Genomic DNA, 12,121 nt, shown 5'->3' with positions numbered 1-12,121 from the left:
ACCCCCTACGGGCGGAATCGGCGCTGGAGACCCTGCCACACGTCGTCGTAGCCGGACTGGAGATGGCCGGCCGCGAGGGCCTGCCCCGTGGGGATCACGGGCCAGCGCGTCTCGAACATGAAGGCAAGGCCGTCGTCGATCTTCTGCGGTTTCAGCTCGGCGGAGCTGGCCCGCTCGAAGGTCTCCCGGTCCGGTCCGTGTGCGGACATCATGTTGTGCAGCGAGCCACCGCCCGGGACGAATCCTTCCGCTTTCGCGTCGTAGGCGCCCTCGATCAGGCCCATGTACTCGCTCATCACGTTCCGGTGGAAGTACGGCGGGCGGAAGGTGTCCTCGCCGACGAGCCAGCGTGGTGCGAAGACCACGAAGTCCACGCCCGCCAGGCCGGGGGTGTCGGAGGGCGAGGTGAGGACGGTGAAGACCGACGGGTCGGGGTGGTCGTAGCTGATGGTGCCGATCACGTTGAAGCGGTGCAGGTCGTAGACGTAGGGGACGTGGTTGCCGTGCCAGGCGACGACGTCCAGCGGCGAGTGGTCGTAGCGGGCCGCCCAGAGGTTGCCGCAGTACTTGTTGACCACCTCGACGGGCGCGTCCACCGCGGCGTCCTCCTCGTACGCGGCGACGGGAGCCATGAAGTCGCGTGGATTCGCCAGGCCGTTGGCGCCGATCGGGCCCAACTCCGGGAGCGTGAAGGGCTGTCCGTAGTTCTCGCAGACGTAGCCGCGGGCTGTGGGCCCCAGCAGTACGACCCGGAAGCGCACCCCGCGCGGAATCAGCGCGACATGCCCCGGCTCGACTCCCAGCAGACCGAACTCGGTGCGCAGCAGCAGCCCGCCGCGCTCGGGGACGATCAGCAGCTCGCCGTCCGAGTCGCAGAAGACGCGGTCCGTCATGGAGGTGTCGGCGGCGTAGAGGTGTACGGCCATGCCGGAGCGCTGCGTGGCGTCGCCGTTGCCGCCGAGGGTCCACAGGCCGTCGACGAAGTCCGTGCCCGCCGGGGGGTCGGGCAGCGGGTTCCAGCGCATGCGGTTCGGGTCGGGCACGGTCTCGGTGAAGGGCGCGCTGCGCAGTCCGCCGTTTCCGGTGCGTACGAAGCGGGGGTGCGCCGCGGACGGGCGGATGCGGTAGAGCCATGAGCGGCGGTTGTGTGCGCGGGGCTCGGTGAAGGCCGTGCCGCTGAGCTGTTCCGCGTAGAGGCCGAGCGGGGCGCGCTGCGGGGAGTTGCGCCCCAGGGGGAGTGCGCCGGGGACGGCCTCGCTGCTGTGCTCGTTGCCGAAGCCGGAGAGATAGGACAGTCCGTCGGCCGTCTTGCGTGCCTGTTCCTGTGCCGCCGTGCCGCTCTCGGTGCCTGTGCCGGTGCCGCTGCCCATGGTCATCGGGTCTCCTGCCGCCTCTGGTCCCCCTGGATTCCTGTACTTGACCATAGGAATCCGGGGTGTCCGCGTCAATGAGGCGGAGAGGCGGCGGGCCACGCGTGGCGCGATCGTGTCCCGCGGCGGACCGTCGGCGACGCCACCCGTGTCGCCACCCGTAACCCCCGTCACGTTCCTCCGCTCTCGCGGGTGAACTCCCCTCGGCAGGGCCTACAGTTCGTGGCACGGAGTGACAACAGCACGGTCCGAGGGAGCCCCATGACCGCGACCGGTACATCGGACGAGTCCGCCGAAGCGACCCCCAACGGCAGCCACCCCCACGAGGACAGCCGCACCGGCCTGCGCATCTGCCCACTGTGCGAGGCGACTTGCGGACTGGAGATCACAGTCGAGGCAGGCCGCGTCACCCGTGCACGCGGTGACCGCGACGATGTCTTCAGCCAGGGATTCGTCTGCCCCAAGGGCGCGTCCTTCGGCCAACTCGACTCCGATCCCGACCGGTTGACGCGTCCGCTGGTGCGCGACGCCGACGGCGAACTCAAGGAGACCGGCTGGGACGAGGCGTTCGCAGCGGTCGCCGCCGGGCTCGGCGGCGTGCTGGCGGCAGGCGAGCGCGACGCCGTCGCCGTCTACCTCGGCAACCCGAACGTGCACACCATGGCCGGCGCCCTCTACCCGCCGCAGCTTCTCGGCGCGCTGGGCACACGCAACTTCTACACGGCCAGCACCCTCGACCAGATGCCCAAGCACGTCTCCTGCGGCCTGCTCTACGGCGATCCGCAGGCCATCCCGGTCCCCGACGTCGACCGCACGGACCACCTGCTGATCATCGGCGCGAACCCCGTCGAGTCCAACGGGTCGCTCGCCACCGTCCCCGACTTCCCCGGCAGGCTGAAGCGGCTGCGCCGCCGCGGAGGCCGCCTCACCGTGATCGATCCGCGGCGCACCCGTACGGCCCGGCTCGCCGACCGGCACGTGGCCGTACGGCCCGGCAGCGACGCGCTGCTGCTGATGGCGATGGTGCACGTGCTCTTCGAAGAGGGGCTCACCGACACCGGCGAACTCGGGCCGCACCTGACCGGCGTCGACGAAGTACGCGACCTCGCAAGGGAGTTCAGCCCCGAGGCGGTGCAGGACGCCTGCGACGTGTCCGCCGCGGAGATACGTGCCCTGGCGCGCGAGCTGGCGACCGCCCGCAGCGCCGCCGTCTACGGCAGGGTCGGCTCCTCCACCGTCGAGTTCGGCACCCTCACCAACTGGCTCGTCGACGTGCTCAGCGCACTGACCGGCAATCTCGACCGGCCCGGCGGCTCCATGTTCCCGCTGTCGGCCACCGCACGGGCGCCCCGCCCCGCGCCAGAACCGGGCCGACCAGCCGCCCCCGGCAGGGGATTCGCGCTGGGCCGCTGGCGCAGCAGGGTCAGCGGCCGTCCCGAAGCCAAGTCGGAGCTGCCCGTCGTGGTGCTCGCGGAGGAGATCACCACCCCCGGCGAGGGCCGCGTAAGGGCGTTGATCACACTCGCGGGCAACCCGGTGCTCTCCGCACCGGACGGCGAGGGGCTGGAGAAGGCCCTGGCCGACCTGGAGTTCATGGTCAGCGTCGATCCGTATCTCAACGAGACCACCCGGCACGCCGACGTCGTACTGCCGCCCGCGAGGCCCAGCCGCACCCCGCACTTCGATTTCGCCTTCAACGCGCTGCCCGTACGCAACCAGGTCCGCTACACACGTGCCGTCGTGGAACCCGGCGAGGACGAGCCGGGGGAGGCGGAGATCCTGGCGCGGCTGCTGCTCGCCCTCGCAGGTACGCCCGACGCCCCGCCAGGCACCGTCGACGAGGCCGTCATCTCGCGCACCCTCGGCAAGGCCGTCGCCGACCCCGGGTCGCCCGTACACGGCCAGGACCCGGGGCAGTTGGCGGAGCGGCTGACCGGAAGGGACGGAGTCGAGCGGCGCCTGGACATGATGCTGCGACTCGGCCCCTACGGAGAGGGATTCGGCGCCGGGCCCGGTGAACTCAGCCTGGAGAAGCTGCTCGCCCACCCGCACGGCATCGACCTGGGCCCGCTGCGCCCCCGGCTGCCGGGGCTGCTGCGCACCCGCTCCGGCACGGTCGAACTCTGCCCCGAGCCGATACGTGCCGACGTGCCGCGGCTGCGGGCGGCGCTGCGGCGGCGCACCGAGGACGGCGAGCTGGTGCTCGTCGGAAGGCGCCACCTGCGTTCGAACAACAGCTGGATGCACAACGTGCCCGCGCTGCGCGGCGGTTCGAACCGCTGCACCCTCCAGATGCACCCCCACGACGCCGCGAGGCTCGGCCTGGCGGACGGCGACAGCGCCCGGATCACGGGCGACGGGGGAGCGCTGACCGCACCGGTGGAGGTGACCGACGCGGTGCGCAGCGGCGTCGTCAGCCTGCCGCACGGCTGGGGCCACGACCGTCCCGGTACGCGGATGAGGGTCGCCGCAGACGATCCCGGGGTCAACGTCAACCAGCTCCTGGACGGCACGCTCGTCGACCCGCTCTCCGGCACCGCCGTACTCAACGGCTTTCCGGTACGGGTGGCGGCGCTGGACCCGTCCGACGTGGAGCAAGTCGGCGTGGGCCCGTCTGACCTGAACCTGGCGGACGCGGGTCCGGCGGCGGGTGCCCCCGGTGCGGGGCCCTCCGAGGCTGCGCCCTCCAACGGGACAGCCGTTCCGCCGGTGCGAACGACGGGCACGGGTTCGGGGTGAGCGCTGCGGACCGTGGCCGGGCGCCGGGTCCGGACGCGGTACCGGAGGGGGACGCGGTACGCGAGCCGGTCTCGCCCTGGCCGCCTCCGCGCCGCTGGCTGCTGCGCCTGGTCGCCTCGTTCGTCTTCGCACAGGGCGCCGTGAGCATGGCGAGGCCCGCCGTCTCGTACCACGCGCTCGAACTGGGCGCCGGGCCGCGGGCAGTCGGTGCAGTCTTCGCGCTGCTGCCGCTGGCAGTCGCCGTACCGCTGGGGCGGCGCACCGACCGGCGGCGCTGCGGGCCGCTGCTGCCCGCCGGTGCCGCGCTGATCGCGGCGGGCTGTGCGCTTGCCGGTACGGCGCCGACGCTCGTACTGCTCGCCGTGTGGAGCGCACTGCTGGGGCTGGGCCATCTGGTGTTCATGATCGGTGCGCAGTCGCTGGTGGCGCGGCAGAGCAGCCCCGACCGTCACGACCGCAACTTCGGCTACTTCACCATCGGCGGCTCGATGGGCCAGCTCATCGGGCCCCTGCTCTCCGGCTGGGTCGTGGGCGGTGCGGGCGACCCGTCCGGACCGCACGGGACTGCCCAGCACAGCAGCGCCGTCGCCCTGTTCGCGGCGGGCGCGCTGACGCTCTGCTCGTACGCGACGCTTTGGCGCATCGAAGGCCGAACGCCCAGGGAGCGGCCGGGAGTCGAGGAAGCGCGGCCCGAGCCGTCCGCGTTCGAGTCGCCCGACGCCGAGCCGTCCGCGTCCCCGCCGTCCGCCGCCGAGCCGCCCGCGGGTGCTTCCGCCGGCGCCTCCGCGCATGTACCGGTCGCGCGGATACTGCGCGCACGCGGAGTCCCCGCGGGCATCTTCGCCTCACTCGCCGTGCTCTCCACGACCGACGTGCTCACCGCCTACCTTCCGGTCGTCGGTGAGGAACGCGGCATCGCACCGGGCGTGGTGGGCCTGCTGCTGAGTCTTCGGGCCGCCGCGTCCGTGCTGTCGCGTGCGGCGCTGCCCGCGATGAGCGCACGCCTGGGCAGACAGCCGTTGCTCGTACTGAGCTGCCTCACGGCGGGCGCGCTGTGTGTGCTGCTGGCCGTGCCCGTACCGGTGTGGGCGCTGGCGTCGGCACTCGTGCTGCTCGGCTTCTGTCTCGGCGTCGGCCAGCCGCTGACGATGAGCACCGTCGTACAGGCGGCGCCCGGCAGCGCACGCTCGACGGCGCTGGCGCTGCGGCTGACGGGCAACCGGCTCGGGCAGGTCGCCGCGCCCGCCTTCGCCGGTCTGCTCGCGGGGGCCGCCGGAGCGGCAGCGCCCTTCGTGCTGTTGGGCGCGCTGCTGCTGGGCGCGTCCGGCACCGCCGCGCGTGCGGGGCCCGCGGACGAGGCACGCCCGCGCACGCCGCCGACGGAGACGCAGAATCCGACGGAGACAGAGACGCCGACGGAGACCGATGCGCCAGGCACTCGGGCCCGGGTGGTGAGGAGCCGTGTGGCTCGCGTCGCACGCGTGGCCCGGGGCGCCCGGTCGGCACGCGTGACCCATGGCACCCGACGCCGTACTGACACCTCAAACTAGCGGCGCTAGTTTGGGTCCATGCAGGCACACGACGGTTTGTACATCGACGGCGCTTGGCGCCCCGCGAAAGCCGCGGAGAAGATCGAGGACATCGACCCCGCGACAGGCGATCTGGTCGGCACGGTGCCGGCCGGCGGCGAGGAGGACGTGTCCGCCGCGGTAGGTGCGGCACGCGCCGCGCTGCCGAGCTGGGCGGCGACCCCGCCCGCCGAACGGGCCGCGCTGCTGGGCCGGTTGCACGACGTGCTCAAGGACCGCCACCAGGAGATCGCCGAGACGGTCACCGCCGAACTCGGCTCGCCGCTGGGCTTCTCCAAGATGGTGCACGCCTCGGTACCGGTCGCCGTCTGCGGCAGCTACGCGAAGCTCGCCGCCGAGTACCCCTTCGAGGAGCAGATCGGCAACTCCCGTGTGTTCCATGAGCCGGTGGGCGTCGTGGGCGCGATCACGCCCTGGAACTATCCGCTGCATCAGATCGTCGCCAAGGGCGCACCCGCCTTCGCCGCCGGGTGCACCATGGTGCTCAAGCCCGCCGAGGACACTCCGCTCGTCGCCCAGCTCTTCGCCGAGGCCGTACACGAAGCGGGCTTCCCCGCGGGCGTGTTCAACCTCGTGACGGGCCTCGGCCCCGTGGCGGGCCAGGCGCTCGCCGCTCATGAGGGCGTCGACCTGGTGTCGTTCACCGGCTCCACCGCGGTCGGCCGCTCGATCGGCGCCGCCGCGGGCGGCTCCGTCAAGCGCGTCGCGCTCGAACTGGGCGGGAAGTCCGCCAACGTGATCCTGCCGGGCGCCGATCTGACGCAGGCGGTCAAGAAGGGCGTCGCCAACGTCATGGCCAACTCCGGCCAGACATGCAGCGCCTGGACCCGCATGCTCGTCCACTCCGGCGAGTACGACGAGGCGGTGAGGATCGCCGCCGAGGCCGTGGGCAAGTACCTCCCCGGCGACCCGAAGGAGGAGTCGACCCGCCTCGGCCCTGTCGTCAACGCCAAGCAGCACTCACGCGTAACAGGCTTCATCGCCAAGGGAGTCGAGGAGGGCGCCGAGGTCGTGGCAGGCGGCCCGGAGGCACCCGAGGGCTACGAGGGCGGCTGCTATGTGCGCCCCACCGTCTTCCGCGACGTGACCCCGGAGATGACCATCGCCCAGGAGGAGATCTTCGGGCCCGTGCTGTCGATCCTGAAGTACGAGGACGTCGACGACGCCGTACGCATCGCCAACGACAGCGTCTACGGGCTCGCCGGTGCCGTATGGGCGAAGGACGAGGAGGAGGCCGTCGCCTTCGCACGCAGGCTGGAGACGGGGCAGGTCGACATCAACGGCGGACGGTTCAACCCCCTTGCGCCGTTCGGTGGTTACAAGCAGTCCGGCGTCGGCAGGGAACTGGGTCCGCACGGTCTGGGGGAGTACCTCCAGACCAAGTCCCTCCAGTTCTGAGGCCGTTCACGGCCCGAATCCACGCGACCCGCCGCGCCCGGCCGCCCCGCCGCGCGCATGACACCGCGGGGCGCTCCACCGCCCGCCGCTTCCACGCCGTCCCGACTCACCAGCCAGGAGCCCGACATGGTCCGCGCAGCCGTACTCCCCGCCGTAGGAAGGCCGCTCGACGTCACCGAGATCGATCTGCCCGAGCCCGGCCCCGGCCAGGTGCGGGTGCGGCTGGCCGCCGCCGGTGTCTGCCACTCCGACCTCTCCCTGTCCAACGGCACGCTGCGCCAGCCCGTGCCCGCCGTGCTGGGGCACGAGGGCGCCGGCACGGTCGTCTCCGTAGGCGAGGGCGTCCAGGGGCATGCGCCGGGCGACCCGGTCGTACTCAACTGGGCGCCCTCGTGCGGCGAATGCCACTTCTGCGCCGCCCTCGGCGAACCGTGGCTGTGTGTGGACGCCAACTCCGGTACGACCGTGCCCTATGCACGTACGAAGGAGGGCGAAGACCTCTATCCGGGGCTCAGTTCGGCGGTCTTCGCGGAGGAGACCGTCGTCTCGTCACGCTCGGTCCTGCCGCTGCCCGCGGGGGTGCCGCTCACCGAGGCCGCTCTGCTGGGCTGTGCCGCGCTGACCGGATACGGCGCGGTGCACCACAGCGCGAGGGTGCGCCAGGGCGAGTCGGTGGCCGTGTTCGGAGTGGGCGGCGTCGGTCTGGCGGCCGTGCAGTCGGCGAGGCTGGCGGGCGCCGGCGCGGTGATCGCGGTCGATGTGTCCCCGGAGAAGGAGGAGTTGGCGCGGGCGGCGGGCGCGAGCGACTTCGTCGTCGCCTCGGACACGACCGCGAAGGAGATCCGCAAGCTCACCGGCGGGCTCGGCGCGGACGTCGCCGTGGAGTGCGTGGGCCGTGGCGCGACCATCCGCACCGCCTGGAACTCCACGCGGCGCGGCGGCCGTACGACGGTCGTGGGAATCGGCGGCAAGGAGGAGCAGGTGACCTTCTCGGCCCTGGAGATCTTCCACTTCGCCCGCACCCTCACCGGCTGCGTCTACGGCAACTGCGACCCGGCGCGCGATCTGCCCGTACTTGCGGAGCATGTACGCGAAGGACGCCTGGATCTGGGCGCGTTGGTGACGGAACGGATCGGTCTGGAGGGCATCCCCGCGGCCTTCGAAGCGATGCTCGCGGGGCGTGGCGGGCGCGCGCTGGTCGTCTTCGGCGATCAGGCCGTACCGTCCTGACCCTCCGGGGGAGCACCGTCCGCAGGCCCCTCCGAATCACCGTCGGAAGGCGCGCCGTCCGAAGACGCACCGTCCGACGCTGAACCGTCCGAGGCCGCTGCCGCACGGAGACGGGCGGCCAGCTCCTCGGTCGCCGCAGACGTGGAGGGGTCCGGGACGCCCCAGGCCAGCAGATGACGGCGGCGGGCCCAGGGCTCCCGCAGTTCGCACATGTCGAGTGGCTGCCGCGGGTCGACGGCCCGCCGCGGAACGACGGCGAGTCCCGCGCCGGCGGCGGCAAGGGAGACCAGAACGCCGAGGTCGGCGACCGTGGTGCGATGACGTGCCGCCGAGGCGTGCGGCCCCAGGTGCTTCTCCATCCAGCGGCGCAGCGAGGAGCCCGCGTCGAGCCCGACGAGAGGATGCTCGGCGACCTCGCTGTAGGTGAGCGGGCCGCGCCCGGCGAGCACTCCGCCGGCCTGGCCGACGACGACGAGCGAGTCGTCGCCGAGCGGCTCCGTGCGCAGGCCGCAGCCGTGGGCCTCGCCGTCGAGGACGACCCCGAGATGAGCCTCGCCGTCCGCGAGCATCCGCACCGTGTGAGGTGTACGGCTCTCCGACACGGTCACGTCGATGTCCGGATGCGCCCGCAGGAAGGAGACCAGGGCCCGCGGCACGAGCCGGTGCATCGCGGAACCGCCGCCGAGCAGGGTCAGTTGGGCCACCCGGGACCGGCTGTAACCGGCGACGGCGCTCTCCAGCAGCGCGGTCCGCGTGAGCACGTCGCGCGCATGGCGGGCGAGGGTCGCCCCGGCCGGTGTGGGCCGCACGCCGCGGCGACCGCGGACCAGCAGCGCCACACCGGCCTGGCGCTCCAGCGAACGCACCCTGGCACTGGCCGAGGGCAGGCTGAGATGCATCCGCCGGGCGCCCGCCGTGATCGATCCCTCGTTCACGACGCGGAGGAAGAGCCGCAGGTCGTCCAAGTCGTAGCGCACGGCCGCAGCCTAGAGGCCCACGGGGGCGCTGCACCTCTGTCCTGCTGCCCTTTGCCCCTTGCCGCCGTCTCGCCGATCCGCCGGCACGGCTCGGGCGCATCCGCCGATTCGAGGGGCCCCTGTCCCCGGCCTACTTGTGGTCGACGAACCAGCGGCTGCACTCCGTCTGCTCCGCGTACGGGTGGACGCAGGCACGCACCGCGTAGCTGCGTGTGCTGCTGCTCTGAAGCCACACCGTGTCGGTCTTGGCCTTGTCCTTGACGCCTGCCTCCCACCAACTCACCTCGTGGACGCAGGACTTGATGCCACCGCCCTCGCCTGTGACCTCGACCGTCGACGGGTGCTTGGGCTTGTCGCCCATCTTGAACGGCTTGAGGCTCCGCTGAACCGAGATCGCGTCCCCGTACGCGACGTCCTTCACGGTGGTGATGGCGTGCCAGTCCGGTGACTTCTCGGTCTCAAGCCGGGTCTTGCGGCCCTTGTGCTTGAAGGTCTCGGTGACGCCGTAGTAGCCGAAGAGAAGCGGGGCGTCGCAGCCGAGCTCGAACTCCCCGCGGGTTCCCGTGCCGGTGACCGGCCGCGAGCCGTCGGCAGCCGACGCCGCGGTGCCGTTCCCGGCGGGCTGGGCGGCGGCAGGCATGCCCCCTGCGATGAGACCCCCGGTCGCCAGCAGCAGCGAAGTGACACTGATCGCCGCTGTACGCATCTTGAGCATTTCGTTCCCCCATTGTCGTTCTGCGTTGTCGTTCCGCGTTTCGAGCAGCGCGCGTCCGCCCGGCCCGTATGGAGGGGCGTGTGCCGCTGCCGTCGCCACGCTCGCCGACCGCGATGCGCGGGTTCCAGGCGATTCGGCCCAGCCCGAAACAGGGGGCGCCGCCGTCGAGCCGGATCGAGCACCTGGATCGAGCCGGATCGAGCGCTTGGGTCGAGCTGGGCCGGGCGCTTGGTTCGAGCGCCCGGATCGAGCAGTTCAAGGGCCTTCGCAGGCAGGGCCGCGCCGCTCGACGGCCCAACGGCCGCCGGACGCACAGCGATCGGCGCCGTGCCTTAGGCACAGCCTCAGTCCGGCTACGTCGATGACGCATTGTGGACCGCCCCTGGCGGCCGGATGCTCGACCAGTGCTGGAGATACCGCTCGTCATGCTGACCGGTGCCGCCGCCGGAGCGCTCAACGCCATAGGCGGCGGTGGCACGTTCGTGGCGCTGCCCGCTCTCGTCGCATTCGGACTGCCGCCTGTCACCGCGAACGCTCTGTCGCGGATCGCCCTCGTGCCGGGGGCCGTCGCCGGTGCCTGGGTCTACCGGCGTGAACTCGCCCCGGTCGGCGCCGCCTCCATGAGCTCCCTGACGGCGGCGAGCGCGACGGGCGGCGGCGTCGGTGCGGTACTGCTGCTGATGCTGCCCGCGTCGTCCTTCGAGGCGGCTGCGCCCTGGCTGCTCGCCTTCGCCACGGTGGTGCTCGCCTTCGGACGGCGCCTGTCCCGCGCGTTGGGCAGCGCGTTCGGACGGCCGCTGAGCATGAGCGCCAGGGCGGTCGTCGCGGGACAGTTCGTACTCGCCGTGTACGGCGGCTACTTCGGCGGTGCCGTAGGCATCATGATGCTGGCGCTATGGAGCATCGGCCTGGGACTCGACGCGGCCGCCGCGAATCCCATGCGGGTCGCACAGCTCGCGGCCGTGTTTCTCAGCGCGACCGTGCTGTTCCTCGTCGCCTCGGACGCCCTGAGCGCTCCGCTGCTGCTCGTCGCGATGCTGTGCGGCGCCGTGGCCGGCGGCTTCGCCGGAGCGCACCTCGCCCGGCGTCTTCCCGCGCCGCTGCTGCGCGGCATCCTGCTTGTCACCGCCGTGACGACGACCGTCCTGTACTTCCTGCGCGGGTGACCGGCATGGAGGGCACCCGCCCGAGCCTGCGCATGAGCCCGCATCCGAACGGAGCCTGAACTTAAGCCTGAGACGGTGCCTGGGCCTGAGACGGTGCCTGAGCCTGAGACGGTGCCTGGGCCTGGGCCTGATCCGGAGACGGAGGCCGCTCGGGAGACCCGCCGTCCTCGCCGGGAAAGCGGGCGGCGAGCCCGTCGACGATCGCCGCCAGGCCCGTCTCGAACGCCCCGTCGTCCACCCAGCGTTGGTGCCGCGCCAGCAGATGCGCCTGGTCGAGGTGCGGATAGTCGCCCTCGTACAGCGACGCGTCGCCGACGAAGCCCCGGGCGAACGAACCGAGAGCCGAACCGGCCACGAAGTAGCGCATCAGAGCGCCGATATGAGTGGCCTGCGCATTGGGCCAGCCCGCACGGGTCATCCCGCCGAAGACGGCGTCGGCCATCCGGAGCTGGCTGGGCCGGCGGCCGGGCCCCTGCGCCAGAAAGGGCACGATGTTCGGATGCGCGTTGAGCGCCGCACGGTACGAGCGCGCCCAATCCACCAGCGCCCGGCGCCAGTCGGTGCCGTCGGTGAACATCGACACCTCGACCTGTGCGCACACGGTGTCGGCGACGGCGTCGAGGATCTCGTCCTTGTTGCGGAAATGGTTGTACAACGACGGCCCGCTCACGCCGAGTTCGGCGGCGAGCCGCCGGGTGGAGACCGCTTGCAGGCCCTCCGCGTCCACGAGTCCCAGCGCACATGCGACGATCCGCTCGCGGCTGAGCAGGGGTCTGGAAGGTCTGGCCATGCGTAAACGGTAGCGGCGGCCGGACGCGGAAACTAGCAGTGGTCGTTTACGGCGCACCACGCGCGGAACGAGCCGCAGAGCGCTGCCCCCGCCGACGCCCGTGCCGCAGGCCGTGCTTTTCGGTGCCCGTAACACATGCTCTAAGCA

Annotated in this window: 9 protein-coding genes; 5 read left to right on the top strand and 4 right to left on the bottom strand. The window is 72.2% G+C overall.

The genetic code is table 11. From position 1 onward, the window contains the following. Positions 1-5: 5 nt before the first annotated feature. A complete protein-coding gene (gene hmgA / locus MMA15_RS03295) occupies positions 6-1,376 on the bottom strand; it encodes a homogentisate 1,2-dioxygenase (RefSeq protein ID WP_372498166.1) in 1,371 nt (456 codons plus the stop codon). Positions 1,377-1,631: 255 nt separating this feature from the next. Between hmgA and MMA15_RS03290 the strand changes: the two genes are divergently transcribed. From MMA15_RS03290 to MMA15_RS03275, 4 genes are all read left to right on the top strand, one after another. Further along, on the top strand, positions 1,632-4,109 hold the full coding sequence (locus MMA15_RS03290; protein WP_241057416.1) for a molybdopterin oxidoreductase family protein: 2,478 nt from the start codon (positions 1,632-1,634) through the stop codon (positions 4,107-4,109). Positions 4,110-4,207: 98 nt separating this feature from the next. Beyond that, complete coding sequence (locus MMA15_RS03285; protein WP_241062951.1) at positions 4,208-5,659, top strand: MFS transporter; 1,452 nt, start codon at positions 4,208-4,210, stop codon at positions 5,657-5,659. Between the two features lie 18 nt (positions 5,660-5,677). Further along, positions 5,678-7,096 carry an aldehyde dehydrogenase family protein gene (locus MMA15_RS03280; protein ID WP_241057415.1) on the top strand — a complete coding sequence of 473 codons (1,419 nt, stop codon included), beginning with the start codon at positions 5,678-5,680 and terminating at the stop codon, positions 7,094-7,096. Between the two features lie 126 nt (positions 7,097-7,222). After that, positions 7,223-8,326, top strand: a complete 1,104-nt coding sequence (locus MMA15_RS03275; RefSeq protein ID WP_241057414.1) for a Zn-dependent alcohol dehydrogenase — start codon at positions 7,223-7,225, stop codon at positions 8,324-8,326. Here the strand turns inward: MMA15_RS03275 and MMA15_RS03270 are convergent. Together MMA15_RS03270 and MMA15_RS03265 are read right to left on the bottom strand one after the other, a co-directional pair. Continuing rightward, entirely contained in the window at positions 8,308-9,303 is a 996-nt protein-coding gene (locus MMA15_RS03270; protein WP_241057413.1) for a LysR family transcriptional regulator, read from the bottom strand. The genes MMA15_RS03275 and MMA15_RS03270 overlap by 19 nt on opposite strands. A gap of 130 nt (positions 9,304-9,433) precedes the next feature. Continuing rightward, a complete protein-coding gene (locus MMA15_RS03265) occupies positions 9,434-10,018 on the bottom strand; it encodes a hypothetical protein (protein WP_241057412.1) in 585 nt (194 codons plus the stop codon). Positions 10,019-10,422: 404 nt separating this feature from the next. Between MMA15_RS03265 and MMA15_RS03260 the strand changes: the two genes are divergently transcribed. After that, positions 10,423-11,184 (top strand): sulfite exporter TauE/SafE family protein, encoded by a 762-nt coding sequence (locus tag MMA15_RS03260; protein ID WP_241057411.1) that lies wholly within the window; start codon positions 10,423-10,425, stop codon positions 11,182-11,184. A 61-nt stretch (positions 11,185-11,245) separates the two neighbouring features. Here the strand turns inward: MMA15_RS03260 and MMA15_RS03255 are convergent, their stop codons facing one another. Beyond that, the gene (locus tag MMA15_RS03255; protein WP_241057410.1) at positions 11,246-11,974 is read right to left on the bottom strand and encodes a TetR/AcrR family transcriptional regulator; all 729 of its coding nucleotides are present in this window, start codon (positions 11,972-11,974) and stop codon (positions 11,246-11,248) included. Positions 11,975-12,121: the final 147 nt, after the last annotated feature.

The organism is Streptomyces marispadix (genome assembly GCF_022524345.1).
Lineage (GTDB): Bacteria > Actinomycetota > Actinomycetes > Streptomycetales > Streptomycetaceae > Streptomyces > Streptomyces marispadix.
Note: the sequence above shows the minus strand (reverse complement) of the source record. Positions and strands in the feature narration are given on the sequence as shown.

What these genes read in the sequence shown, in the direction of transcription:
- MMA15_RS03280 (WP_241057415.1), top strand. Translation starts at nt 5,678, where the DNA reads ATGCAGGCACACGACGGTTTGTACATCGACGGCGCTTGGCGCCCCGCG.
- MMA15_RS03275 (WP_241057414.1), top strand. Translation starts at nt 7,223, where the DNA reads ATGGTCCGCGCAGCCGTACTCCCCGCCGTAGGAAGGCCGCTCGACGTC.
- hmgA (WP_372498166.1), bottom strand. Translation starts at nt 1,376, where the DNA reads ATGACCATGGGCAGCGGCACCGGCACAGGCACCGAGAGCGGCACGGCG.
- MMA15_RS03255 (WP_241057410.1), bottom strand. Translation starts at nt 11,974, where the DNA reads ATGGCCAGACCTTCCAGACCCCTGCTCAGCCGCGAGCGGATCGTCGCA.
- MMA15_RS03290 (WP_241057416.1), top strand. Translation starts at nt 1,632, where the DNA reads ATGACCGCGACCGGTACATCGGACGAGTCCGCCGAAGCGACCCCCAAC.
- MMA15_RS03265 (WP_241057412.1), bottom strand. Translation starts at nt 10,018, where the DNA reads ATGCTCAAGATGCGTACAGCGGCGATCAGTGTCACTTCGCTGCTGCTG.